The following is a 26,113-nucleotide window of genomic DNA, read 5'->3' as shown; positions in this document are numbered from 1 at the left end:
CATCTCGTAGCACGGCCGCAACCTGCTGTTTTCTCTCCGGGAAGATTTGTCTGAGAGACTTTGTTCCTCCAGTGAACATATTCCTGTGTCCTCTGACGTCCCCCGTGCTCCACCGCACGCTGAAAGGTTGCTCCATGCCCCTGGCTCTGCTCGCGCTCGCGATCTCAGCCTTCGGAATCGGCACGACGGAGTTCGTGATGATGGGCCTGCTGCCCGACGTCGCGAACGATCTCCACACCTCGATACCCACCGCCGGCTACCTCGTCTCCGCCTACGCCCTCGGCGTCGTCATCGGCGCGCCGCTGCTCGCCGCGCTGACGACGCGCCTGCCGCGCAAAACCGTGCTGATCTCCCTCATGGGGCTGTTCACCGTCGGCAACGCCCTGTCCGCGCTCGCCCCCGGTTACGGATGGCTCTTCGCCGGGCGGGTGCTCTCCGGGCTGCCGCACGGCGCCTTCTTCGGTGTCAGCGCGGTCGTCGCCGCCGGCATGGTCGACCCCGCCCGACGGGCCCGCGCCGTCTCGCTGGTCTTCACCGGGCTCACCATCGCCAACATCGTCGGCGTCCCCGCCGCCACCCTCATGGGCCAGCACCTGGGCTGGCGGGCCACCTTCCTCGCGGTCGGCGTCATCGGGCTGGCCGCCATCGGCAGCATCGCCCTGCTCGTACCGCGGCTCCCGGCCGCGCCCGGCGGCGGGCTGCGCAACGAACTGTCCGCCTTCCGCAGCGGCCAGGTCTGGCTCTCGCTGGCCACCACGGTCTTCGGCTTCGCCGCGGTCTTCGCGGTCTACAGCTACATCACCCCGCTGCTCACCGATGTCGCCGGGTTCGGCGACAGCAGCGTGACCTTCGTCCTCGCCCTCTTCGGTGTCGGCGCCACCATCGGCAACCTGCTCGGCGGGCGGCTCGCCGACCGGGCCCTGCGGCCCACCCTGATCGGCGGCCTCGGCGCGATGGCCGTGGTCCTCGCGCTGTTCACGGTCACCGCCCACGCCCAGTGGAGTGCGGCGCTCACGGTCGTCATGCTGGGCGTGGCCGCCTTCGCGGCCGGCTCCCCGATGATGGTCATGGTCATGGAGAAGGCCCGCCACGCGCCGAGCCTGGCGTCCTCGGCCAACCAGGCCGCCTTCAACCTCGCCAACGCCGGCGGTGCCTGGATCGGCGGTCTGGTCATCGCCCACGGCTACGGCCTCACGGCCCCGGCCGCCGTCGCCTCCGCGCTCGCCCTCAGCGGCCTGGCCATCGCCGTCACGGCGGCCGTCCTGGAGCGCCGGGCCCCCGCCGCGGCGGCGTCCCGTGTCGTCGTCACCGGCGGAGCGGCAGCGCCTGCGGCGCAGGCCGAGCGCGTCTAGCGCGGTGACCGGAATGGTTCACCGGGTCCGTCCGGCTTCCGGTTCCGTCCTCAATCGCCGGACGGGCTGAAATCAGCCCGTCCGGCGATTGAGGACAAGCGCGGCCGAAGGCCGGCGCGGCACCGGAACCAGAACAGGCAGCGCTCAGTGCAGCGCTTCGCGCCAGCGGTTGGTGATCGGCAGCCGGCGGTCCTTGCCGAAGCCCTTCGCGGAGATCTTGGTGCCCGGCGGGTACTGCCGGCGCTTGTACTCGGCCGTGTCCACCAGGCGCAGGATCCTGGCCACCAGCTCGGCGTCGAAGCCGGCGGCCACGATGGCCTCGCCGCCCTGGTCCTGGTCGACGTAGAGGGCCAGGATCCGGTCCAGGACGTCGTAGTCGGGCAGCGAGTCGGTGTCGACCTGGCCCGGCCGCAGCTCGGCGCTCGGCGGCTTGGCGATGGAGTTCTCCGGGATCGGCGGCGTCTGGCCGCGCTCCCGCGCGGCCTGGTTGCGCCACCGGGCGAGCCGGAAGACCAGCGTCTTGTAGACGTCCTTGATCGGCCCGTACGCGCCCACCGAGTCGCCGTACAGCGTCGAGTACCCCACGGCCAGCTCGCTCTTGTTGCCGGGGGCGAGGACGATATGGCCCTCCTGGTTGGAGATGGCCATCAAGGTGGTGCCGCGCAGCCGCGACTGGAGGTTCTCCTCGGCCAGGCCGGTCAGCTCCAGCGCGCTCATGTAGGCGTCGAACAGCGGGCCGATCGCCACGGTCCTGAGGTTCAGCCCGGTACGGCGGGCCAGTTCGGCGGCGTCGCCCTTGGAGTGCTCGGAGGAGTAGCGCGACGGCATCGAGACGCCGTACACGTTCTCCGCGCCGACCGCGTCGCAGGCGATGGCCGCGACCAGTGCCGAATCGATTCCTCCCGACAGCCCGATGAGCACCGAGCGGAAGCCGTTCTTGGTGACGTACGCGCGCAGCCCCACCACCAGCGCGGTGTAGACCTCCTCGTCGTCGCCCAGCCGCGGCGCGTGCCCGCCCCGCACCTCCACCTCGTACGGCGGCAGCGGCTCGGCGGACAGCACCACGTGCTCGATCTCCAGGCCGTCCTCCATGACACCGCTCGGCGGCTCCGGGGCGGCGGCCGGCAGGTCGAGGTCGACGAGCACACAGCCCTCCTCGAACTGCGGGGCCCGCGCGAGCACCTCGCCGTCCTCGGCGACGACGATCGAGTCACCGTCGAAGACCAGCTCGTCCTGGCCGCCGGTCATCGCCAGGTAGGCCAGGGTGCAGCCGGCCTCCTGGGCCCGCTTGCGCACCAGCTCCAGACGGGTGTCGTCCTTGGCGACCTCGTACGGGGAGGCGTTGACCGACAGCAGCAGACCGGCACCGGCGGACCGGGTCGCCGGGACGCGGCCGCCGTCCTGCCAGAGGTCCTCGCAGATGGCCAGGGCCACATCCACGCCCCGCACCCGCACCACCGGCAGGGTGTCGCCGGGCACGAAGTAACGGAACTCGTCGAAGACGCCGTAGTTCGGCAGATGGTGCTTGGCGAACCGCAGCGCGATACGGCCGCCGTGCAGCACCGCCGCCGCGTTGCGCGGCGAGCCGGCGGGCTGGCCGTAACGCGGCTGGGCCTTCTCGCTGCGGTCCAGGTAACCGACGACGACCGGCAGCTCACCGAAGCCCTCGGCCGCCAGCCGGGCGGCCAGCGCTTCGAGCGCGGTCCGGCTGGCGTCGACGAAGGAGGAGCGCAGCGCGAGGTCCTCGACGGGATAGCCGGTCAGCACCATCTCGGGGAAGGCCACCAGGTGGGCTCCCTGCTCGGCCGCGTGCCGTGTCCAGCGCACGATCGACTCGGCGTTCCCGGCGATGTCGCCGACGGTGGCATCGATCTGATTCAGGGCGAGGCGAAGTTGAGGCACGCCGCCCAGTGTAATCGTCAGTCCGACGCATAGCCCAGCACTGTCATCATGCCGGCCTCCGAGTGGTAGATGTTGTGGCAGTGCAGCATCCACAGCCCCGGGTTGTCGGCGTCCATGTCCACGTCCAGCGAGTGACCCGGCAGCAGCACCGCGGTGTCCTTGCGCGCACCGCCGTGCGGCAGCGCGAAGGTGTGCCCGTGCAGATGCACCGGGTGCCACATCCCGGTGTGGTTCACGAACCGCAGCCGTACCCGCTCGCCCGCCCGCACCACGTGCGGCCTGCTGTGGTGGTGGTCGTACGGCTGCCGGTTGAACGCCCAGTCGTGCCTGCGCATGCTGCCGGTCAGCGTGAGCCGGATCGTACGGTCCGGGGCGGCCGCCGCCACGCGTACGCTCTCGGCGGCCCGCAGCAGATCCGCCGTCACCAGCGCCCCGTCGAGCTCGGCCGGCCGGGCCGAGGGGGCCGGCAGTGCCCCGCCCGGCGACGTACGCAGCACCGCCTGCGCCCGCGCGCCGGCCTTGCCCTCCGCCAGCGCGGTCAGCGGGAAGACCCCGTCGCCGGCGGTGACCACGACGTCGTACCGCTCGCCCATCCCGATCAGCAGCGCGTCCGTGTCGGCCGGGAGCACGGGGAAGCCGTCCGTGTGGGTCACCGTCATGCGGTGCCCGCCCAGCGCGACCCGGAAGGCGGTGTCCCCGCCCGCGTTGACGAAGCGGATCCGGATCCGGTCGCCCGGCTTCGCCGTGAAGACCGAGGGGTCCCGCGCGATCCGTCCGTTGACCAGGTACAGCGGGTAGTCCACATGCCCGGCGTAACCCACCCCGAGCAGCGGGCTGCGGGACGAGGTGAGGATCCGGTCCGGCTTCGTCCGCGCGCCGCCCATCAGGTCCGCCATCACCGCGTCGGGGGTGCTCCCGTCCACCCCGTCCAGCCAGTCGTCCAGCAGCACCGTCCATTCCCGGTCGTACGACAGCGGCTCCCTCGGGTCCTCCACGATCATCGGCGCGTACAGCCCCCGGTCGATCTGCACCCCGGTATGAGGATGGAACCAGTACGTCCCCGGCCGGTCCACCGCGAACCGGTACGAGAACTCCGCGCCCGCCCCGATCGGCTGCTGGGTGAGGTGCGGCACCCCGTCCATGTCGTTGCGCAGCGCCAGCCCGTGCCAGTGCGCCGACGTGCTCTGCGGCAGGTGGTTCACCAGCGTCGCCGCCAGCGTGTCCCCGGCGGTCAGCCGGATCTCCTGCCCCGGCAGCTGCCCGCCGTACGACCAGGTGCGCACCGTGCGGCCGCCGCCCAGCTCCACCGGTCCCTCCACCGCCGTCAGCCGCAGCCGGCGCACGGTGCCGTTCGTCACCCGTTTCGCCTCCGCCGCCAGCACCTCCGGGCCGTCCGGCCGCACGAAGCCCCCCGGCTCGGGCGCCGCCCCGTCGGTGCCGTCCCGCTGCTCGCCGTGACGGGTGCAGGCGGCCAGCGCGGCTGCCCCGCTGAGGGCGAGCAGCGCTCGCCGCGTGGTCTGGTGGATGGCCATGTCTCACAGCTGACATCCGCATGCCCGCCCCGCCGGGCGCGTCGGGGCGGGGCGGGGGGCGGATTCACCCCGATGGCCGACACGGCCGCCGGATCAGGAGACCAGAGCCGACTTGTAGTAGAAGCTGGCCTTCTTCTCGGTGACGCTGCTGGATTCCTCGGAGGCGAATCCCATGACCAGGCGGGTGACGGAGGTGTCGCTCGTGTCCGGGATCTGAATGGCCAGGCCCTCCGGCTCTCGGTAGTACAGGCTTTCGCCGGCCCTTGTCAGCTGGCGGTCGTACTGCACACCGGTATTCCAGTTGACGCTTGTGACATAGGTGTTCCCGTCCGCGTTCACGATGTTGCCGCTGGAGTCGTAGTCATAGGCATTGCCGTCGATCAGGTACAGGAACTGCCCGAGACTGGTGAAGCCCTGGAACGTGCCGAGGGTGGTCGGCTGGGTGATGGTCGCCAGTGCTGTGAAGGTGCCGGCCTTGAAAGTGGCCAGGTCGTAGAGGCCGAACTTGAAGGTGCTTCCGGTGCTGCCCGGCCGGTAGCGGACCGCCAGCCGGCTGTTGACGGGGTCGATGGCGATGGTGGTCCGGTCGGCCCCGGAGACCGGGCTGAATTTGGTCAGCTGCGACGAGTCCGGGGTGAGTACGGTGCCGTTGGCGAATTTGAAACGGCCTATCTTGCTGCCCCAGCCGATGTAATTGCCGGTGCTGGAGTCCAGCGCCTGTACGGAGTCGGTCTCGGTCCACAGATAAGCGCTGTTTCCCGAGGGTTCGGCGGCTATCGAGACGCCGTGGCCGAAACCCTTGAGATACATGCGGCCGATGATGGCGCCGGTGAGATCCAGGCGCGTCACGCACAGGTCGCCATTGGCTTCCCGCTCGGTGCCGGTGTAGGTCCGCGTCTCGCCGGGAAGCTGCCGGCCCGCCTGGACCAGACCCACCACGTACAGGTGCTTGTTGGTGTTGTCGAAGGAGAACGACTGCAGTACGCGGGTCTCCTGCGTTTCGATCTCCCGGAACAGCTCCGAGGAGGCCGCCGTCAGGTCGAAGTGGGTGGAGGCGTCCACCGCGCTCGCGTCTCCGCCGGTCAGTGCGACCGCCGTGGTGCCGAGCGCGGTCGCACCGATGGCGCCACCGGCCCACTTGAGGAGCTGCCGGCGGTTCAGTGCCGTGGCCAAGTCCTTCATGAGGTACCCCCGTTGTCAGGCTCGATGCGTCGGGATTGAACCACCGGCAACTCCCGTCACGCCAGTCCCCCTTGCCGCCGCCGGCGGCGTGACGCAGGTCACATGTCTGGGCTGAGGCGCCTGATGCGCATGTGCTTCAAGTTGTCCGTTTTTGTTGATCTATCCCGGGCGGGGGGCCGCGATTAACGTCGGCGCGGTCAACTGGCGCCGGCTGTCTGCTGTACAGGCGCTGTGCGGGGGATGAACGGGGGATTGTCTGATGCTGTCGCGTACGAGACGTCTGGCGGTTGCGGTACCGAGTTTGCTGATGGCGGCGATGCTGTCCGGGATACCGGCCGCCGTCGCGGCACCGCTGTTGGCGGCCAAGGCGAAGAGCCCGGTCAACGTGCCGGCCCAGGACGCGGGTTCGGTGCCGAAGGACCGCGCGGAGTCGACGTCGACGAAGCCGATTACTCCGAGGTGGCCGAAGAGGGCGGCGGCGCGGGTTGATCTGGCGGGGTTGAAGTCGGGTGAGGCGGTTGCTGTGGCGCCGTCGGGTGGGGATGCCAAGTCGGCGGTGGTGACGGTTGCCCCGGCGCCGAAGGACAGCATTCTGAAGAAGTCGTCCAGGTCGTTGACGGGCTTGAACGGTAGGTCCGGTGCGGTGGCGGTGCCTGCTCCCGCCACGGTGGATGTGAAGGTTCTGGACCGTAAGGCGATCTCCTCGGCGGGTGGTGTGGGGATCGGCGTTCAGCTCACCCGTGCCGACGGCACCTCGGACACCGGTCCGGTGCAGGTCAGCCTGGACTACTCCGGTTTCAAGTACGCGTACGGTGCGGATTTCGCGTCGCGGTTGCGGTTGGTGAAGTTCCCGGCGTGTGCGTTGACCACGCCGGATGCGCGAGGGTGTTCGGCGAAGCCGGTGTTCGTGAAGGCGGACAACGACACGAAGTTCGGCACGCTGACGGCCACGGTCCAGGCCGACGGTGACCCGTCGGGTGTCCCGGCCGACCAGTTGGACCTGGGCTCCGCCGCCGACGCCGACGATGCGTCGATGTCGCTGGCGGCGACTTCGGACTCGGGCACGGTGTACGCGCTGGCGTCCACGTCCTCGTCGGACAAGGGCGACTACCGGGCGTCGACCCTGAGCCCTTCGGGGTCGTGGAACGTGTCGGTGGGCTCGGGTGCCTTCACTTACAGCCTGCCGATCACCGTGCCCAAAACCCCGACGGGTACGACGCCGAATCTGTCGCTGTCGTACAACTCGCAGGCGGTGGACGGTCTGACGTCGGCGTCGAACACGCAGGCGTCCTGGGCGGGCATGGGCTGGGACCTCAACGTCGGTTATGTGGAGCGGCGTTACCGTGCCTGTGCGAAGGACGGCATCGCCAATGTCGGTGATCTGTGCTGGGACTCGCCGAACAGTGCCAAGGAGATCGACGGCGCGGTCTATGTCATCAACCTCAACGGTGTGACCTCGGATCTGGTGCAGGACGACACCGGTACCGGCGCGTATCACGTGCAGGACGATCCGGGCTGGCGGGTGCAGCACCTGACCGGTGGCCATGGCGCGGACGACGAGTACTGGGTGGTCTCTTCCCAGGACGGGATGCGGTACTACTTCGGCTGGGGTCGCAGTGAGCGCACCGGTGACTACACGCACTCGGTGCTCACCGTCCCGGTTGTGGGCAATGATGCCGGTGAGCCGTGCTACAGCGGTGGGATCGGGATCTGTGACCAGGCGTGGCGTTGGGGTCTGGACCGGGTGGTCGATCCGAACGAGGTGGAGAACGCCTACTTCTACGAGAAGCAGGAGAACCACTACCGCTCGGTGGTGCTGAGCGACCAGGCGCGGTCCTATGACGCTGCCTCCTATCTGGTGCGGATCGAGTACGGCTGGGCCTCCGACATCGCCGGCGCGCAACTGCCCGCGAAGGTCGAGCTGACGCACGTCGGCCGCTGCGTGGAACGGATGGCGGACATGGATCCGCTGGGCAGTGAGCCGGCCGCGTGCCCGGCGTTGTCCTCGCACCCGGACTCGTATCCCGATGTGCCGACCGACCTGATCTGTGACGGGACGGCGGCCGACGACTCCTGCAAGAGCATCACCGGTGAGACGTATTCGCCGACGTTCTTCTCCACGGACATGCTGTGGGACATCAAGACCTTCGTCCGGGACACCGATTCCTCGGCCTGGGACCCGGCGATGCAGTACCAGATGAAGTACGGGCTGCCGAACCCGGACGGCACGATCGGCGAGACGCTGTGGCTGGACTACGTGCAGCGCAAGGGTTATGGCGACGGTGACGACATCACGCTGCCGACCATCAACTTCAACGGTGAGTGGAAGGACAACCAGGTCGGTTCCAGCCTGTTGAACTTCCGCCGGGTCAACCAGGTCCACGGCGACCTGGGATCCTTCACCAACGTCACCTACGCGCAGCCTGACGCCTGCGACATCGACGACCTGCCCTCGGAGTCCAACAACACCGAGGACTGCTTCAAGCAGAAATGGACCCCGGAAGGCGAGACCGACGCCCGCACCGGCTGGTTCAAGAAGTACGTGGTCAGCAAGGTCGTCTCGGATCCAGGTGTCGGCCAGGGCGCGGACTCCGACGGTGATCCGGTGATGACGACCACGTACGAGTACAACGGCAAGCCGGCCTGGGCGTTCCCGAACGATCCGATGATCCCGGACGACGACGAGTCGTGGACGGACTGGCGCGGTTACCAGCAGGTGGAGGTTTTCACCGGTACAAAGGACAACTCCGCCTCGACGTATTACTGGCTCTATCGGGGCATGGACGGCGACCGCACGTCGAAGTCCGACTCCTCCGCCACCCGCAGCGTGACCGTCTCCGACGGCGACGACTCCACCACCAATGTCACCGACAGCGCCTGGCTGAACGGCAAGACGCTGGAGGAGTCCACCCGCGACGGTACGGGCCAGTCCCACAAACGCGTCTGGCACACCTACTGGTCCCATGACACCGCCGTGTACGACGGTCTGCCCGACGCGCGTTTCGTGCGCGACGCCAAGACGACCACCGACGAGCTGACCTCGGCCGGCTGGCGTGAGCATGTCGTCAACGACGAGTACGACGACACCGACGCCGTCAGCACCACCTACGGCCTGCCCCTGCGCACCAACGACTGGGGCCTGGTCGACACCGACGACAACCGCTGCACCACCTACGGCCGCGCCTACAACACCGCCAACTTCCCCGACTCCGACGTCAAACGCTGGATGGTCCTGACCGACGAGACCCGGCACTACGCCGCCGACTGCGCCGCCCGAGCCTCGGCCAACCTCGACTCGTACAAGGTCACCCTGTACGACGGCGCCACCACGGTGGCCGCGGACGTACCGACCGACGGCAACCCCACCACCATGCGTTCCTACACCGACGCGTCGAACTACCGTGACACCACCAACACCTACGACGGTGGCGGCCGCATCCTCACCACCACCGACGGCATCGGCAGTGCCAGCACCAGCAGCACGGTCAAGGCCAACCACACCACCACGACCACCTACAGCCCCGCCACGTCCTGGCCCACCGACGGCGTGAAGGTCACCACCCCGGACCCCGACGGAACCGGCTCGGCCACCGCGACGAGCACCACCACCTGGTACTCCCGGCTGTGGGGCAGCGCCTACAAGGTCCAGGACGCCAACAACAACGTCACGCGGGTGGTGGCGGACTCCGTCGGCCGCACCTCGGAGGTGTTCAAGCCGACCGAGATCGCCAACTACCCCGACGGCAATCCGTCAATGCGGTTCACCTACACCGTCACCACGGAGACCAACAGTGAGGGCGTGCCCACGCTCGTCTCCGACACGCCGCCCAAGGTGACCAGCGAGACCCTCCAGTCCGGTTCGACGTACCTCAAGTCCTACAGCTACCTCGACGGACTCGGCCGCACCCGGGAGACCCAGACCCCCGCCTCGGGCGGCACCGGCCGGACCGTGGTGTCCACCCGGTACGACACCTCCGGCAACGTCACCGGCACCTCGGCCGCGTTCTACAACTCCAGCGCCGCCGGCTCCGGCATGGTCCTGCCCACCGTGGACAGCCTGCCGTCCTACACCGATCTGCTGATCGACTACGCGGGCCGTACCACCCAGTCCCGGATGATGGCCAACGGTGCCGCGCAGCTCCAGGGCCAGACCATCACCAACTACCACGGCGACTACACCACCACCGTCCCCGCCGTCGGCGAGCGCACCAACACCTACACCGACGTCTTCGGGCAGACCTCCAAGGTGGTGGAGTTCGGCCCCAGCACCTACACCACGACGTACAACTACACGCGCAGCGGCAAGCTGTCGCAGATCACCGACTCCAAGGGCAACATCACCACCTACGGCTACAACTGGCTGGGTGAGCGCTCCTCCACCGTCGACCCGGACACGGGCAGCTCCTCGACCACCTATGACAACAACGGGAACGTCCAGACCACGACGGACGCGAACACCGACACCCTGACCTACACCTACGACAACCTGAACCGGCCGCTGACCACCAGCAAGGGCAGCGTCACCCTGACCTCCCGTACCTACGACACCGCTTCCGGCGGCATTGGCCAGCTCGCCTCCGCCACGTCGTACTCGGGCACCTACGCCTACAAGACCACGGTCAGCGGCTATGACACCCGGGGCCGGAAGACGGGCACCACGACCACCGTCCCGAGCGACGGCAGCGGACTGGACGGCAGTTACACCGTCGCGTACGGATACGACGCGGCCGATCACCAGACGAGCGTCGCCTACCCGGCGATCGGTGGTCTGCCCCAGGAGACGGTGACGTCCGCCTACGACACATACGGGTTCCTGGACAAGGTCTCCAGCCCGCTCGCCACCTACGTGAACTCCACGGACTACGACACCCTCGGCCGCCTCACCGGACGGACCTACGGCACGACCGCCACCACGACCACGACGGCGAGCCGGGCCTACACCTACGACGACACCACCAACTGGCTCACCAACATCACCACAACGACCAGCACGGCCGGCAGCACACCGGTGCAGAACGACAGTTACGCGCGCGATGCCGCCGGTCAGATCACCGGTGTGAAGGACAGCACCACCGGTCAGACCGAGTGCTTCACCTACGACGAGCTCAACCGTCTCTCCCGTGCCTGGACCACCGAGGCGTCCGGCGGCTGCGAGGGTGCCTTCACGCCCGACCTGACCGCGAGCAGCAGCCTGGCCCCGTACCAGCTGGACTACACCTACGACGGCATCGGCAACCTCCAGAAGGTCACCAGCACCACCAGTACTGGCAGCACCGCCCGCGACTACGTCTACCCCGGCTACTCCGCCGACCAGTCGACGTACACCGCCGGCGCCGCCCAGCCGCACGGCGTCACCAGCGTCAAGACGAGCAGTGGCACGGACCTCTACTCCTATGACGCCGATGGCCAGATGCACACCAAGACCGTCAACGGCACCGCCACCACCTTCACCTGGGACGCCGAGCACCGCGTCACGCAGGTCGCCGGCCCGACCACGACCAACTACGTCTACGACGCCGACGGGACTCTCCTGGCACGCAAGAGCAGCAGCGAAAGCGTCCTCTACATCGGAAACCAGGAGTTCCACAAGACGAGCACCGGCACGGTCAAGAACACCCGGTACTACACGGCCGGCACCGCGACCGTCGCCATGCGAACCGCAGACGGCACCACCAACGGTGCTCTGAGCTGGCTGCTCTCCGATGGCCAGGCCTCCACCCAGCTGATCATCCTGGCCGCCACCGGCGTGGTCAGTCGTCGCCGCTACTCGCCCTTCGGCGCACAGCGGGCGACGAGCCTGCCGTCGAGTTCGGACCGGGGCTTCCTCGGCAAGACCGAGGACGATTCGACCGGCCTGTCCATCCTCGGCGCCCGGATGTACGACCCGAGCCTCGGCCGCTTCCTCAGCCCCGACGAGCTCACCACCCCGTACACACCGCAGAACATCAACGCCTACAGCTACTCGCTGAACAATCCGGTCTCCTTCAGCGACCCGAGCGGCCTCCAGTCCATCGAATGCGGGACCGGTGAGGTCAACAACTGCCGGAACGGCATGCCGACCAGCAAGTCGAGGGTCGTTCACCCGCAGGGCCCGGTCTACACGACGCCGACGCCCCCGGCTGAAGGGACGACTCTTTTCACGCAGGCCTCTGCGGATCTTGGCCCGAAGCTCAGCGACAACATCCTCAACTACATCGTGAGGCTGCCGACTTACGGAGATTCGGTCAACCACGTCGACGACAGTGGCTGCTCGTTGATGGGTGCCCTCTGCGAACTGGGCAAGACCATCCAGCATGGCGTCGACAAGATCACTCAGCACACCTACATATCGGGTTCCGCCTGCTTCTGGGGATGCCTGAACGTCTACGCCCAGGACGGACACCTACAGCTCTACACATCGGGCGGGATGTCGAATGCTCCCAAGTTCCCGGGCGGTGGTTTCCTGAAATTCTTCAAGGTCTACGGCGGCGCTTCGGTGGGATACAATTCCGCGCGCGTCAAGGACCAGGACTTCCAGGTGGTAGGGGTTACCGCAGCGGACGGATTCGTCGGAGCCAACGGCGGCTACGGCTACCGGACGAACGGGAAGGGAAAGTACTACTTCGGTGGGTATTCCATCGGAGGAGGCGTGTCGGTGCAGGGGCCCGCGCTCCAGGGCATCGACGTCAGCGGTGACGGGGTGAAGGTCTTCACGCCGGGCGCGTCGTCCACCTGGAAGCCGTGACAGAAAAACCGTGACTGAACGCCGATGGCCCGCCCTGTCCGGGGCGGGCCATCGGCGTTCAGTCAGAAGATCAGTGAGAGGACCACGGTGGCCATTGCCAGGATCACGATGCCGCCGGCGAAGAGAAAGAGCGAGCCGACAACCAGGGTCGGGAGCCTGGCGGCGGGATTATCCGCGTAGAACTCCGCTCTGGTCTTGCCGGGGTGGAGCATCGGCCTCGTTATTCTGAGATCGAAGAGGCAGATGATTCCGATCGCGAGCGCGAGGATGCCCAGCGATACACCAATGAGTACCGCCTCCCCGGTGGGCATGTTCCCTGACTTGTGCATGTTCCCGCCCGCCTTTGTTGGTGGTCACCAACATACAAGACCCGGGCCGAAGCATTCCGGCCGAAGAATGTTCCCCGCGGTCCGGCTATTCCACGGTCGTCCCGACGGTGAAGGCGACAAACGCGGACCATTCAGCGGGTGTGAAGGCCAGTGTCGGCCCGGCGGGGGCGGCCTTGGAGTCGCGGACGTGGACCGTGCGGGCGGTGCGGGCCGTGGCGGGGCAGGCGGCGACCTCGACGCACTGGCCGCCCTCGGCGCCGCTGTGGCTGGACCTGCGCCATTCCAGGGCGACTTCGAGGCAAGCCCCGCCCTCGGCGCCGCTGTAGCTGCTCTTGAACCAGGCGAGTTCGGCGTTCACGGTCCACCCGCAATCTGCTCGATCAGTCGCGCGGAGTCCCCCGGGGTGAGGGCCTGCGTCCGGATCATCGCATATTTGCTGTGCAGCTCCGAGACCTCCTCCAGGTCGTCGATCAGGCGTCCCCTGCCCTGCACTTCGAGGTAGCCGAGCCACTGGTGCCGCGGTGTCTCCAGCAGGTGCATCGGGCCGTCGACCCCGGCGTGGGCCTCGTACGACATCGGCACCACCTGGATGGACAGATGTCGGCGGTCACCCAGCTCCAGCAGCCATTCCAACTGTTCCTTGAGTACCGCCGCCCCGCCGAGCGGACGCCGCAGCACCCACTCGTCGAAGATGAAGGACAGCTCGGCGGGCCGGTCGCGGGTCAGCAGCGACTGACGGGCCTGCCGCGCCGCGACGCGGTGCTCGGTCTGATCCTCGTCCAGTGCCGGACAGCGGCAGGCGAGCACGGCTCGCGTGTAGGCCTCGGTCTGCAGCAGTCCGTTGATGAGCAGGGTGTCGTAGGTGTTGAGGACAAGGGCCTTCGCCTCCTCCTCCGCGTAGTCCTCGAACCACGACGGGTAGCGCTCCCGCGACAGGTGCTTCGCCGCCTCCCGGAGCATGCCGCCGGTCCGCAGCAGTTCCTCGGCCCTGGGGACGAAGTCCTGCGGCGGCATCCGCTCACCGCGCTCGATCTTCACGATCAGTGACCGCGAGTAGGTCACCCGGCGTGCCAGCTCCTCCGAGGACAGCTGCGCGTTCTCGCGCGCGGCACGCACCACCGCCCCGAACATCCGCATGCTCTGCGAGCCCTCGTCGCCACCGGTCACCGCTCCCGCACCCCCTGCCACCAGGACCGCAATCCGCGCAGGTCAGGCTAGCCAGCTGAGGGCGTCCACACAGCGGGTTACGGCGATATCCCCCCGACGAGTGAAGCGCGGCCGGGCATGCGTAATCTGGAGGAAACCACAACAGGTGATACTGGGATGCCCCCCAAGAACGCCGCCGAATGCCCTGGCTGTGGTGCACAGGCCGTATGACCTGCAAGGATGTAGCTATGGACAAGCAGCAGGAGTTCGTTCTTCGTACGCTGGAGGAGCGGGACATCCGCTTCGTGCGGCTGTGGTTCACCGACGTGCTCGGGTATCTGAAGTCGGTGGCCGTGGCGCCCGCGGAGCTGGAGCAGGCGTTCGACGAGGGCATCGGCTTCGACGGGTCGGCGATCGAGGGCTTCGCGCGCGTCTACGAGTCCGACATGATCGCGAAGCCGGACCCCGGCACCTTCCAGATCCTGCCCTGGCGGGCCGAGGCGCCCGGCACGGCACGGATGTTCTGCGACATCCTCATGCCGGACGGGTCGCCGTCCTACGCCGACCCGCGGTACGTGCTGAAGCGGGCCCTGGCGAAGACCTCGGACCTCGGGTTCACGTTCTACACGCACCCGGAGATCGAGTTCTTCCTGCTCAAGGACAAGCCGACCGACGGCCGGGTCCCGACGCCGGCGGACACCTCGGGCTACTTCGACCACACCCCGCACAACATCGGCCAGGACTTCCGCCGTCAGGCGATCACCATGCTGGAGTCGATGGGCATCTCGGTGGAGTTCTCCCACCACGAGGGCGCCCCCGGTCAGCAGGAGATCGATCTGCGGTACGCGGACGCGCTGTCGACCGCCGACAACATCATGACGTTCCGGCTGGTCATGAAGCAGGTGGCGCTGGAGCAGGGTGTGCAGGCGACCTTCATGCCCAAGCCGTTCAGCGAGCACCCCGGCTCCGGTATGCACACCCACCTGTCCCTCTTCGAGGGGGACCGCAACGCCTTCTACGAGTCGGGCGCGGAGTTCCAGCTCAGCAAGGTCGGCCGGTCGTTCATCGCGGGTCTGCTGACGCACGCCGCCGAGATCTCGGCCGTGACCAACCAGTGGGTGAACTCCTACAAGCGCATCTGGGGCGGCTCCCAGCGCACGGCGGGCGCCGGCGGCGAGGCGCCCTCGTACATCTGCTGGGGCCACAACAACCGGTCCGCGCTGATCCGGGTCCCGATGTACAAGCCGGGCAAGACGGGCTCGACGCGGGTCGAGGTCCGCTCGATCGACTCGGGCGCGAACCCCTACCTGGCGTACGCGGCACTGCTGGCCGCCGGCCTCAAGGGCATCGAAGGCGGCTACGAGCTGCCGCCCGGCGCCGACGACGACGTGTGGGCGCTGTCGGACGGCGAGCGGCGGGCGCTCGGCATCGAGCCGCTGCCGCAGAACCTCGGCGAGGCGATCACGCTGATGGAGCGCAGCGAGCTGGTGGCGGAGACCCTCGGCGAGCATGTCTTCGACTTCTTCCTGCGCAACAAGAAGCAGGAGTGGGAGGAGTACCGCTCCGAGGTCACCGCCTTCGAGCTGCGCAAGAACCTGCCGACGCTGTAAGCGCGGATCAGCGGGGATTCCCCGCCTTGACGACCCTCCGGGCCGACGGCTGACAGCCGTCGGCCCGGAGGGTCGTCCCGCGCCGTAGTGTCCGCTCCGGACGGTGACGGTTCTCAGCGGTTGTGGATGTGGATCAGAGGATGTCCGGCGACCTCTTCTCCCACACCCCAGAAGTGCTGACTGGCCGCGAGCAGGGCCCCCAGTCGCTTCTGCGGCTCGGAAGGGTCGCCCCAGGTTCCGTAGAACTTGCTCTCGGTGACCGCGATCGGTTTCAGACCGCCGTTGAGCACGGCTTCCCAGGTGGCTGCCGCGACCCCAGGAGTGTGCGGGCTCCGATAGTCGTCCAGCGCCACGATCCCGTCCTGCTTGAGGAGAGTCCTGGCTGACGCGATGTCTCCCTTTACGTGCGGATACAGATGCGAAGCGTCAATGTGGACGAACCGGAACCGGGCGGGTTCCACGCTGGAGGTGATCTCCGAAGAGGCTCCCTCGACGATGGCGGGGAGCTGGTGGTGGAAGCGGAGATAGTTCTCCTCGAAAACCCTACGGGTGAGCGTGGGGTAGTAGCAGCGCATTTCGTTCTCTGTGGGAGCGTCGGGGGCAGGCGAGTCGAAGAGGTCGCAGACGACGAACTCCTCTTCGTCCACGGTGTGGGAACCGAGAAGGATCGCGCTCTTCCCCTTGTAGACACCGAGTTCGAGGAGATCGCCGGTGACGCCGTGGTCCTTCTGGAATGTCAACAGCCAGTGAAAGAGAAACTGGTCGGCAAGGAAGAACCATCCCTCGATTTCTTCGAGACCGTCAAGGACCGGAGCGCTGTCGACATTCGTTTCAGTCATGCGAATGACCCTGTCTTCAGATTTTCGGAGTGTTGCCCGGTGAGTGGCTTTCAGCCCCGAACGTTAGACCTTTATGTCGCGAAGGTCCCGGAGGCGCTGCGCACGGGCCAATCCGCGCCCTGCTGTAGGCCGTACGGCTTTCCGGTCGCCGGGCGGGTGCGCGGGTGCGTGCCTGTCCGGCGAGCGCGTGTCTACGGTGGGCCCCATGGGCCTGAGCATCCGTAATCAGATCACCGGTACCGCCGTCGCCGTCGAGCCCGGCGAGGTCATGGCCGTCGTCAAGGTCGCACTGGGGCGGGGTGAACTGACCGCCGTGGTCACCAAGGAGGCCGTCAGGGAACTCGGCATCGTGCCGGGCGGGGCGGTGACGGCTCTGGTGAAGGCGACGGAGGTGGCGCTCGCGACGGCTCCGGTGGAGGGCCTGAGCATCCGCAACCAGCTCCCCGGGACGGTGAGCGCGGTCGCGTTCGGGGAGGCGATGGCGACCGTCAAGGTGACACTGGCCGACACCGGGACGGACGCCGTGCTGACCGCCGCGATCACCCGGGAGGCGGTCGTGGAGCTGGGGATCGGTGAGGGGTCACGGGTGGTGGCCCTGGTCAAGGCGACCGATGTGTCGCTCGCGACGCCCTGAGCCCGCAGGCCCGCAAGGCCCCCGCGAGGCCCCCGCAAGGCCCCGCAGGCCTGCGGCCCGTCAGGCGTGGGCGCGGGTGTGGGAGCCGATGACGGTCTCCAGGCGATGCGCGAGCGTGGTGTCCAGGATGGTGAGGCCGCCCGCGGAGTGCGTGCTCAGCGTGAAGTACAGCGTGTCGTAGCGCACGTCGACGTCCGGGTGGTGGTTGATCTTCTCGGCCTCGATCGCGACGTCGTTGAGGATGCGGATCGCGGACGGGAAGTCGCGGGTCTTGACGGTGCGGCGCAGAGTGAGGCCCTCCTGGTACCAGTCCGGGAGGTCGGCCATGGCTTCGCGGACCTGGGATTCGTCGAGCAGAACTGACATGTGGCACACCTGCTTCCGGTTCGTTGCGCGTGACGTGCGCCGACCTTCGCGGTCTCCTGTCATCAGTCTATGTAGGCGGGCGCCAGCGCGGCGGTCATGAGCCGGCGGGCGGTGCCGGTGCCGTCGGCGGGGACGGTCCACAGGTCGGCGCCGTAGTCGCCGGGGAGGGCGTACAGGACGGTCCGGGCGTCCCGCCAGAGGACCTGGTCGTCGACGCTGCGGGTCTCCGCGAGCGGGGTCTCGCGCAGGGTGCGCAGGTCGAGGGCGTAGAGCCGCCAGGGGGCGTCGGGGGAGCGGCCGGCGACGCGTTTCTTGTAGACCAGCCGGCGGCCGTCGGGGGACAGCGACGGGCACTCGGCGTTGGTGCGCAGGGTGCGGACCGTACGGGTGGCGGTGTCGCCGCGGACGAGGTAGGTGTGGCCGCCGGTGGCCAGCGTCGCGTAGAAGCGGGTGTCGTCGGCGAAGGTGACGCCCCAGAAGTTGACGTCGGCGGCGTGGTGGACGTGGCCCTGCCTGATGATGCGGAAGTCCTCCAGATTGGCGTCCAGGTGCCAGGTGCGGGTGTCGAGGACGGAGGTGCGGGTGGAGAAGTTCGTGCCCGCGTACGAGTCGCCGCTGACGAAGACCGTCCAGGCCACCATCCGCCCGTCCGGGGACACCCGGGCCCGGGTCGGGATCCCGGCGAGGGCGTAGTGACGGCGTTCGTGGAGCCGGGCGTCGAGTACGACCGCCCGGTAGGTGTCCTGGACGGCGCCGTGGACGGACTGCAGGCAGATGCCGGTGCCGCCGGCGGCGTGGAAGCGCAGGCACCGTACGCCGGAGGCGGTGCGCGGGCCGGCCGGGCGGTCGGCGGGGACGGTCGCCAGCTCGTCGCGGTGCGGGCCCCAGGCCATGTTGCGGAAGACCAGTTCGCGCCGTCCGGCGGCGGCGAGGGTGACCGCGCCGGCGGTCACCGCGGGACCACCGGCCTGCGGGCGGTCCTTGCGGGCGGCGCGGTCGGCGGCGTGGAGTACGGCGCCGGTGGCGACGCCCGCCAGCACGGCGAGGGTGGTGAGCAGGACGAGCAGCCGGCCACGGGTCGTCAGTCTCGTCGGCGCCTTCGTCATCATCATGATCATGGTGTGGCCTCCCGAACCGGTGTGGCCCGCGGACGCAGGGACGCCGCGGCCGCCCAGACCACCGCGAGCGCCACGGCGGCACCCGTCAGGGCCGTACGGTCGCCCCACGCCGTCCAGGCCGCGCCGAAGGCGATCGACGCGGTGAACCGGGCCAGCGCCTGACCCGTCTGGACCAGCGCGAGGCCGCCGGCGCGCAGCTCGGGAGGGACGGCGTCGGCGGCGGCCGCCATCAGTACCCCGTCCGTGGCCGCGTAGAAGGCGCCGTGGAGCAGCAGGACCGCGTACACCGGGCCGTGCGCGAGCAGCAGCCCGTACGCGGCGAGCAGTGCCCCGTGGCCGGCGAGGAACATCCGCCACCGGCCCAGCCGGTCCGCGAGGCGGCCCAGCGGCACGGCGAGCGTGAGGAAGGACGCCGCCGTGCCGAGCGGGAGCAGGGCGAACCAGCGGTCGGGGACGGCGAGGCGGTGCTGGAGGAGCAGGTAGACGAAGGAGTCGCTGACGGTGGCCAGGCCCAGCAGGGTCGCGCAGACGGTGAGACGGAGCACCGGGCGCCGGCGGAGCAGCGCGAGCGAGGAGCGCGGCCGGCCGCGGGTGTCCCCGGGTGCCGGACGGGCCCGGCCGGTCCGGGCGGCCCCGGCGGCCCCCGTCTCGCGGCCGGGTACGAAGAGCAGCAGCACCGCCACGCCCGCCGCCGCCACGCAGAAGCTCACGGTGAAGACCGCGTCGTAGCCGTCGGCGGCCTGCCGCAGGATGAGGAAGGCGGCCAGCGGTCCGAGCAGCGCGCCGGTGGTGTCCATGGCCCGGTGGACGCCGAAGGCCCGGCCGCGGGCCGCGGGCGCCACCGACAGCGAGATCAGGGCGTCGCGGGGCGCGGTGCGCAGCCCCTTGCCGGTGCGGTCGGCGGCGAGGACGGCGCCGATGAGGGGGAGGGTGTGGGCGAGCAGGAGAAGCGGCTTGCAGAGGGCGGACAGGCCGTACCCCAGTGCGGCCACCGTCTTGTGGTGCCCGCCGCCCCGGTCGGCGAGGTGGCCGCCGACGAGCCGGACGAGGGCGCTGAAGCCGTTGTAGACGCCGTCCAGGAGGCCGAAGCCGAGCGGTGACAGGCCCAGGCCCGTCACCAGGTACAGCGGGAGGACGGCGGTGACCATCTCGGAGGAGATGTCGGTGACGAGGCTGACGGCGCCCAGGGCGAAAACCGTCGCTCCGATGGCGCCGGCACCCGGGCTGACCCGTCGGGTGCCGGCGCGGCTGTCCGCCAGGTACACGCTACGAGGCCCAGATGCCGGTGATGTCGGAGGCGGAGGCGGCGTTGCCGGCGTGGGTGCCGAGGCCGGCCATGTCCTCCAGGGTGCGGAGCAGGTTGTAGTGGTTGTAGGTGGTCGAGGAGGAGGACCCCGCCGTGACGGGCTGGCCGTACAGGACGGTCGGGATCTTGTTGCCGGAGAGCCGGTTGTCCTCGTCGAAGGTGACGACGAGCAGGCTGTTGTGGGTCGCGGCCCAGGTGGCGTACGCGCTCAGGTTGGTCCGCAGCCAGGTGTCGCCGGTCGCGACCGAGCAGTCGTGCATGTCGCTGCACAGGTTCGGTACGACGAAGGAGACCTGGGGCAGCGCCGAGTAGGTGGTCGGGAACTGCGCGAAGGTGTACGCCGACGAGGCCGGCACATTGCTGAAGCCGAACCAGGGGTTGTGCTTGCGGGCGTAGTTGCCGCTGCTGCACGTGGTCGAACCGGCGCTGGGCAGCGTCTCGTTGTAGCTGGCCCAGGTCTTGCCGGCGGCGATCAGCTCGGAGGCGAGGTTGGCCGCGGAGCTGAAGCCGGGGGTGTAGCAGCTGTCGTCGGTGATGCCCTGGGTGGCACCGGAGAAGAGCGCGAAGTAGTTGGGCTGGCTGGGGTGGGTCTCGGCGTAGGAGGCGGTGAGGTTGGCGCCGCCGGTCCGCAGCGAGTTGATGTACGGGGCGCTGGAGCTGCCGATGACCTGGCTGTACGCGTGGTTCTCGAAGACCACCACGACCACGTGGTCGGGGGTGGGCACACTGCTCGCGGCGTGTGCGGCTCCCAGGCCGAAGTACGCGGCGGTGAGGCCGAGGGCGGAAGCGAGAGCGATGAAGGTGCGTCGGGTGCGTCGGCCGGTCACGGCTGACCTCCGTTGTGTGGGGGGAACGGAACGCGCCGTGCAAGGCTAGGAGCGGACGGTGAAACCCGGAAGCGCCACCGAGGTAAAGCTCAGGGGAACGATGGGTGCGTACCCCGGCTCATTACGGACGGTTAGGCTCTGCGGGGGCCGCTCGGCGCCGATCCGGCGGTGATCCGGCGCCGATCCGCGGGTACGAATGGTCCTGGCAGCGACAGGCAGCGACGGGCAGCGCCCTGCGGGCCGGAGGCGACGAGGTACGGAGAGGCGGTGCGGTCGGCGTGCTGGAAGGGCGACGGGACAGCAGGTTCGGACGGCTGCTGCGGGCGGGCTTCACGGACGCGGCGGCGGCCGAGCGGCTGCTGAACGCACCCGAGCTGTCGGCCGTACGGACCGACTCGGTGCTGCTGGACGCGCTGGGCGCGACCGCCGACCCCGATCAGGCACTGCTCGGCCTGGTACGGCTGGCGGAGGCCCTGGACGACGCGGAGCGGCGCACCCTGCTGGACACCCTCACCGCCGCCAAACCGCTGCGCGACCGGCTGCTCGGGGTGCTCGGCGCCTCGCTGGCCCTCGCCGACCACCTGGCCCGGCACCCCCGGGACTGGCACGCCCTGGTCACCTACGAGGCGTCGGACCTGCACCCCGGGGTCGAGGAGTTCGAACGGGTGGTGGGGGACGCGGCCGACCCCGACGCGCTGCGCGTCGCGTACCGGCGCTGCATGCTGGGCATCGCCGCCCGCGACGTGTGCGGCACCAGCGACCTGGTGCAGACCGCCGCCGAGCTGGCCGACCTGGCCACCGCGACGGTCCGCGCGGCGCTGGCCATCGCGGCGGGGGAGCTGTCCGGGGACGCGGCCTCCTGCCGGCTGGCCGTGATCGGCATGGGCAAGTGCGGCGGCCACGAACTGAACTACATCTCCGACGTGGACGTCATCTTCGTCGCCGAGCCCGCCGACGGCGCCCCGGAGAACGCCGCCCTCCAGGCCGCGACCCGGGTCGCCTCCCGCATGATGCGGATCTGCTCGGACACCACCGTCGAGGGCAGCATCTGGCAGGTCGACGCCAATCTGCGGCCCGAGGGCAAGAACGGCCCCCTGGTACGGACCCTCAGCAGCCACCTGGCCTACTACCGGCGCTGGGCGAAGACCTGGGAGTTCCAGGCCCTGCTCAAGGCCCGTCCGATGGCCGGCGACCCGGCCCTGGGCAAGGAGTACGTCGAGGCGCTGGCGCCGATGGTGTGGCAGGCGGCCGACCGCGAGCACTTCGTCCAGGACGTGCAGCAGATGCGGCGCCGGGTGGTCGACAACATCCCCGCCGCGCAGGTCGAGCGGGAGCTGAAACTCGGACCGGGCGGCCTGCGGGACGTGGAGTTCGCGGTGCAGCTGCTCCAGCTGGTGCACGGCAGGACCGATTCCTCGCTGCGCAGCGGCACCACCCTCACCGCCCTCGCACAGCTCGCGCGGGGCGGCTACGTCGGCCGGGCGGACGCCGCCGCCCTCGACGCGGCGTACCGCTTCCTGCGCTCCATGGAGCACCACATCCAGCTCCACAAGCTGCGCCGCACCCACCTCGTCCCCGACGACCCCGCCGACCTGCGGCGGCTCGGCCGCTCCCTGGGCCTGCGGGCCGACCCGGTCGCCGAACTCCACCGCGAGTGGCGGCGGCACGCGGTCGAGGTACGGCGGCTGCACGAGAAGCTCTTCTACCGGCCGCTGCTCGACGCCGTCGCGCAACTCGCCCCCGGCGAGGCCGGACTGTCGGCTGTCGCCGCCAAGCAGCGGCTGGAGGCGCTGGGTTACGCGGACCCGGCCGCCGCCCTGCGTCATCTGGAGGCCCTGGCCTCCGGGGTGAGCCGCAAGGCGGCCATCCAGCGCACCCTGCTGCCGGTGCTGCTGGGCTGGTTCGCCGACTCCGCCGACCCCGACGCCGGACTGCTGGGTTTCCGCAGGGTCTCCGACGCGCTCGGCCGTACGCCCTGGTACCTGCGGCTGCTGCGGGACGAGGGCGCGGCGGCCGAGAACCTGGCGCGGGTGCTGTCCTCGGGCCGGTTCGCCCCCGACCTGCTGATGCGCGCCCCCGAGGCGGTCGCGCTGCTGGGCGACGACGAGGGGCTGCGCCCGCGCGGCCGCGCCGCCCTCGACCAGGAGGTGCTGGCCGCCGTCCACCGCGCCACCACCCCCGAACAGGCCGTCGCGGCGGTGCGCGGGGTGCGGCGGCGGGAGCTGTTGCGTACGGCCGCCGCCGACCTCGTCGGAGTCCACCGCGACGACGCCGACGCGATCGGCGCCGCCCTGGCCGACCTCAACGCCGCCGCCATCACCGGCGCGCTCCAGGCCGCCGTCAACGCCGTCGAGGCCGAGACCGGCGAGCCGCTGCCCACCCGGATCGCCGTCATCGGCATGGGCCGCTTCGGCGGACACGAGCTGGGCTACGGATCGGACGCGGACGTCCTGTTCGTGCACGAGCCGTACCCGGGGGCCGAGGAGGGCAAGGCGTCGCGGGCCGCGCTGAGGACCGTCAACGAGCTCCGGCGCCTGCTGCAGATCCCCACCGCCGACCCGCCGCTGCTGGTCGACGCCGACCTGCGCCCCGAGGGCAAGAGCGGCCCGCTGGTACGGACGCTCGCCTCGTACGAGGCCTACTACCGCCGCTGGTCGCTGGTGTGGGAGCGGCACGCGCTGCTGCGCGCCGAGCCGGTGGCCGGCGACGAGGAGCTGGCGGCGCGCTTCATGGCCCTGGTCGACCCGCTGCGTTACCCGCCCGGCGGCCTTCCGGAGGACGCGGTACGCGAGATCCGGCGGCTCAAGGCCCGTATGGAGGCCGAACGGCTGCCGCGCGGCGCCGACCCCACCACCCACGCCAAGCTCGGGCGGGGCGGCCTCAGCGACGTCGAGTGGACCGTACAGCTGCTGCAACTCCAGCACGCGGCCGCCGAGCCCGGCCTGCGCACCACCCGCACCCGGGCCGCGCTCGCCGCCGCCCGCGAGGCCGCGCTGGTGGGCGAGGAGGACGCCGAGGTGCTGGACGCCGCCTGGGTGCTGGCCTCACGGGTGCGCAACGCGGTGATGCTGGTGCGGGGCCGGCCCGGCGACACGTTCCCCTCGGACGGCCGTGAGCTGGCCGCCGTCGGGCGGTATCTGGGGTACGAGCCCGGCCACGTCGGCGAGATGGTCGACGACTACCGCCGGGTCACCCGCCGGGCGCGGGCCGTGGTGGAGGACCGCTTCTACGGCTCGTAGCGCGCCGGCCGTACGCGGCCCCGCCGCTACCGCAGGGCCGGGACGCGGGCCGGCAGGCGGTACGCCAGGCCCCCGTACACCGCCCAGGAGGCGGCGAAGCCCACGCCCAGACAGGTCGCCCCGCCGGCCGCGTCGAGCCAGAAGTGGTTGGCGGTGGAGATGATGACGAGCAGCGTCGTCACCGGGTACAGCAGGCCCAGGACACGTACCCACAGCGGCTTGGCCAGCATGAAGACGGTGACCCCGCACCACAGCGACCAGCCGATGTGCATGGAGGGCATGGCCGCGTACTGGTTGGAGACATGCGCGAGATCGCCGGAGGCCATCGAACCCCAGGTGTGGTGGACCTTGACGGTGTCGACGAAGGAGCCGTCCATCAGCCGCGGCGGGGCCAGCGGGTAGCAGTAGTAGCCGACCAGGGCGATTCCGGTGGTGACGAAGAGCACCAGCCGGGTCGAGGCGTACCGGCCGGGATGTCTGCGGAAGAGCCATACCAGGACACTCAGGGTGACGATGAAGTGCAAGGTGGCGTAGTAGTAGTTCATCCCGACGATGAGCCACGTGACCGAATTGACGGTGTGGTTGACGCCGTGCTCGACGGCGAGCCCCAGCGACCGTTCGAAGTCCCAGACCTGGTCGGCGTGCCGCATGGCGGCGGCCTTCTGCTCGGGTACGGCGTTGCGCACCAGCGAGTAGAGCCAGTAGCTGACCGCGATCAGCAGGATCTCGAACCACAGGCGCGGTCGCCGGGGTGCCCTGAACCGTTCCATGAGCGTGCGGGTGCCCTCCGTACGGCCCTCGTAGTCGGCCCCGTCAGCCGGGTGGGCGGTTGTCCGGTCACGCACGGTCTTCGTGCTCGTCTCCCCCATGGGGCGATAGTCTGCCATGCGCCCGCGGGGCGCCGATCAACCCCCGGTGGGATTCCGTGCATCCGGTGTACGTACGCCGGATACCTGCTGTACGGGCAGTGACGGCTGCTGGCTGCCGGGCCCCGACGCGGTGGAACCGCGGACCACGAGTTCGGGCAGGAAGACGAACTCGCTGTGCGGGGCCGGGGTGCCGCCGATCTCCTCCAGCAGCGCCCGGACCGCCGCCTGTCCCATGGCGGTGACGGGCTGGCGGATGGTGGTGAGCGGCGGGTCGGTGAACGCGATCAGCGGTGAGTCGTCGAAGCCGACCACCGAGACGTCGCCCGGCACGGTGAGGCCGTGCTGCCTGGCGGCCCGGATCGCGCCGAGCGCCATCATGTCGGAGGCCGTGACGATGGCCGTGCAGCCGGAGTCCAGCAGCGCGGAGGCGGCGGCCTGGCCGCCCTCCAGGGTGAACAGCGAGTGCTGGATGAGTCCCTCGGCCTGCTCCGCGGCGAGCCCGAGGACCTCCCCCATCGAGCGTACGAAGCCCTCGATCTTCCGGCGGACCGGGACGTAGCGCCTGGGGCCGACCGCGAGGCCGATCCGTTCGTGGCCCAGGGCCGCCAGGTGGGTGACGGCGAGCCGCATCGCGCCCCGGTCGTCGGGGGAGATGAAGGGCGCCTTGACCTTGTCGGTGAAGCCGTTGATCAGGGCGAACGGCACGCCCTGGCCGTGCAGCCGCTCGTAGCGCCCCATGTCGGCGGTGGAGTCGGCGTGCAGCCCGGAGACGAAGATGATGCCGGCCACCCCGCGCTCGACGAGCATCTCCACGAGTTCGTCCTCGGTGGAGCCGCCGGGGGTCTGGGTGGCGAGCACCGGGGTGTAGCCCTGCCGGGTCAGCGCCTGCCCGATGACCTGGGCGAAGGCGGGGAAGATCGGGTTCTCCAGCTCGGGCGTGATCAGGCCGACCAGGCCTTCGCTGCGCTGCCGCAGCCGCACCGGCCGTTCGTAGCCGAGCAGGTCGAGCGCGGTCAGCACGGACTGACGGGTGCCCGCGGACACCCCGGGCTTGCCGTTGAGCACCCGGCTGACCGTCGCCTCGCTGACACCCGCCTGCGCTGCGATGTCGGCAAGCCTGGCGGTCACAGGACCGGAC

Annotated in this window: 19 protein-coding genes; 5 read left to right on the top strand and 14 right to left on the bottom strand. The window is 69.8% G+C overall.

The window, feature by feature from the left end; all coding sequences use genetic code 11:
- Window positions 1-134 precede the first annotated feature (134 nt).
- Entirely contained in the window at window positions 135-1,352 is a 1,218-nt protein-coding gene (locus tag RWE79_RS11715) for an MFS transporter (RefSeq protein ID WP_475939993.1), read from the top strand.
- A gap of 144 nt (window positions 1,353-1,496) precedes the next feature.
- Here RWE79_RS11715 and RWE79_RS11710 read toward each other — a convergent pair whose 3' ends face one another.
- From RWE79_RS11710 to RWE79_RS11695, 4 genes are all read right to left on the bottom strand, one after another.
- Window positions 1,497-3,254, bottom strand: coding sequence for an NAD+ synthase (locus tag RWE79_RS11710; RefSeq protein ID WP_475939992.1), 1,758 nt, complete (start codon window positions 3,252-3,254; stop codon window positions 1,497-1,499).
- Between the two features lie 17 nt (window positions 3,255-3,271).
- Window positions 3,272-4,786, bottom strand: coding sequence for a multicopper oxidase family protein (locus RWE79_RS11705; protein ID WP_475939991.1), 1,515 nt, complete (start codon window positions 4,784-4,786; stop codon window positions 3,272-3,274).
- A gap of 93 nt (window positions 4,787-4,879) precedes the next feature.
- On the bottom strand, window positions 4,880-5,968 hold the full coding sequence (locus RWE79_RS11700) for a phage baseplate protein (RefSeq protein ID WP_475939990.1): 1,089 nt from the start codon (window positions 5,966-5,968) through the stop codon (window positions 4,880-4,882).
- A 159-nt stretch (window positions 5,969-6,127) separates the two neighbouring features.
- On the bottom strand, window positions 6,128-6,634 hold the full coding sequence (locus RWE79_RS11695; RefSeq protein WP_475939989.1) for a hypothetical protein: 507 nt from the start codon (window positions 6,632-6,634) through the stop codon (window positions 6,128-6,130).
- On the opposite strand from RWE79_RS11695, the gene RWE79_RS11690 reads away from it, so the two are divergent.
- A complete protein-coding gene (locus RWE79_RS11690) occupies window positions 6,618-12,692 on the top strand; it encodes an RHS repeat-associated core domain-containing protein (RefSeq protein ID WP_475939988.1) in 6,075 nt (2,024 codons plus the stop codon). The genes RWE79_RS11695 and RWE79_RS11690 overlap by 17 nt on opposite strands.
- A 62-nt stretch (window positions 12,693-12,754) precedes the next feature.
- Here the strand turns inward: RWE79_RS11690 and RWE79_RS11685 are convergent, their stop codons facing one another.
- The 3 genes from RWE79_RS11685 to RWE79_RS11675 all read right to left on the bottom strand — a co-directional run bounded on the left by RWE79_RS11685 (window position 12,755) and on the right by RWE79_RS11675 (window position 14,188).
- Entirely contained in the window at window positions 12,755-13,021 is a 267-nt protein-coding gene (locus tag RWE79_RS11685; protein ID WP_475939987.1) for a hypothetical protein, read from the bottom strand.
- Between the two features lie 85 nt (window positions 13,022-13,106).
- A complete protein-coding gene (locus tag RWE79_RS11680) occupies window positions 13,107-13,379 on the bottom strand; it encodes a DUF397 domain-containing protein (RefSeq protein WP_475939986.1) in 273 nt (90 codons plus the stop codon).
- Window positions 13,376-14,188, bottom strand: a complete 813-nt coding sequence (locus RWE79_RS11675; protein WP_475939985.1) for a helix-turn-helix domain-containing protein — start codon at window positions 14,186-14,188, stop codon at window positions 13,376-13,378. The genes RWE79_RS11680 and RWE79_RS11675 overlap by 4 nt, the downstream gene beginning before the upstream one ends.
- Window positions 14,189-14,415: 227 nt before the next feature.
- Here RWE79_RS11675 and RWE79_RS11670 point away from each other — a divergent pair, with 227 nt between their 5' ends.
- Entirely contained in the window at window positions 14,416-15,777 is a 1,362-nt protein-coding gene (locus tag RWE79_RS11670) for a glutamine synthetase family protein (protein WP_475939984.1), read from the top strand.
- A 113-nt stretch (window positions 15,778-15,890) separates the two neighbouring features.
- Here the strand turns inward: RWE79_RS11670 and RWE79_RS11665 are convergent, their stop codons facing one another.
- Entirely contained in the window at window positions 15,891-16,616 is a 726-nt protein-coding gene (locus RWE79_RS11665) for a class I SAM-dependent methyltransferase (RefSeq protein ID WP_475939983.1), read from the bottom strand.
- A 205-nt stretch (window positions 16,617-16,821) separates the two neighbouring features.
- On the opposite strand from RWE79_RS11665, the gene RWE79_RS11660 reads away from it, so the two are divergent.
- Window positions 16,822-17,250, top strand: a complete 429-nt coding sequence (locus RWE79_RS11660) for a TOBE domain-containing protein (protein ID WP_475939982.1) — start codon at window positions 16,822-16,824, stop codon at window positions 17,248-17,250.
- Window positions 17,251-17,310: 60 nt separating this feature from the next.
- On the opposite strand, the gene RWE79_RS11655 is transcribed toward RWE79_RS11660, so the two are convergent.
- The 4 genes from RWE79_RS11655 to RWE79_RS11640 all read right to left on the bottom strand — a co-directional run bounded on the left by RWE79_RS11655 (window position 17,311) and on the right by RWE79_RS11640 (window position 20,867).
- Window positions 17,311-17,616 (bottom strand): 4a-hydroxytetrahydrobiopterin dehydratase, encoded by a 306-nt coding sequence (locus RWE79_RS11655; protein WP_475939981.1) that lies wholly within the window; start codon window positions 17,614-17,616, stop codon window positions 17,311-17,313.
- Window positions 17,617-17,678: 62 nt separating this feature from the next.
- Window positions 17,679-18,701 (bottom strand): TolB family protein, encoded by a 1,023-nt coding sequence (locus RWE79_RS11650; RefSeq protein WP_475945752.1) that lies wholly within the window; start codon window positions 18,699-18,701, stop codon window positions 17,679-17,681.
- Window positions 18,702-18,730: 29 nt separating this feature from the next.
- The gene (locus tag RWE79_RS11645; RefSeq protein ID WP_475939980.1) at window positions 18,731-19,999 is read right to left on the bottom strand and encodes an MFS transporter; all 1,269 of its coding nucleotides are present in this window, start codon (window positions 19,997-19,999) and stop codon (window positions 18,731-18,733) included.
- A gap of 1 nt (window position 20,000) precedes the next feature.
- On the bottom strand, window positions 20,001-20,867 hold the full coding sequence (locus RWE79_RS11640) for an alkaline phosphatase family protein (RefSeq protein WP_475939979.1): 867 nt from the start codon (window positions 20,865-20,867) through the stop codon (window positions 20,001-20,003).
- Window positions 20,868-21,145: 278 nt separating this feature from the next.
- Between RWE79_RS11640 and RWE79_RS11635 the strand changes: the two genes are divergently transcribed.
- Window positions 21,146-24,106: a bifunctional [glutamine synthetase] adenylyltransferase/[glutamine synthetase]-adenylyl-L-tyrosine phosphorylase gene (locus RWE79_RS11635; RefSeq protein WP_475939978.1), complete on the top strand. Its 2,961-nt coding sequence runs from the start codon at window positions 21,146-21,148 to the stop codon at window positions 24,104-24,106.
- 26 nt (window positions 24,107-24,132) lie between these two features.
- On the opposite strand, the gene RWE79_RS11630 is transcribed toward RWE79_RS11635, so the two are convergent.
- Both RWE79_RS11630 and RWE79_RS11625 read right to left on the bottom strand, forming a co-directional pair.
- Window positions 24,133-24,975: a phosphatase PAP2 family protein gene (locus tag RWE79_RS11630; protein WP_475939977.1), complete on the bottom strand. Its 843-nt coding sequence runs from the start codon at window positions 24,973-24,975 to the stop codon at window positions 24,133-24,135.
- Window positions 24,976-25,011: 36 nt separating this feature from the next.
- Window positions 25,012-26,103 carry a LacI family DNA-binding transcriptional regulator gene (locus RWE79_RS11625; RefSeq protein ID WP_475939976.1) on the bottom strand — a complete coding sequence of 364 codons (1,092 nt, stop codon included), beginning with the start codon at window positions 26,101-26,103 and terminating at the stop codon, window positions 25,012-25,014.
- Window positions 26,104-26,113: the final 10 nt, after the last annotated feature.

The sequence above is a fragment of the Streptomyces sp. RLA131 genome (assembly GCF_056270125.1).
This window is presented reverse-complemented; position numbering and strand designations above follow the sequence as displayed.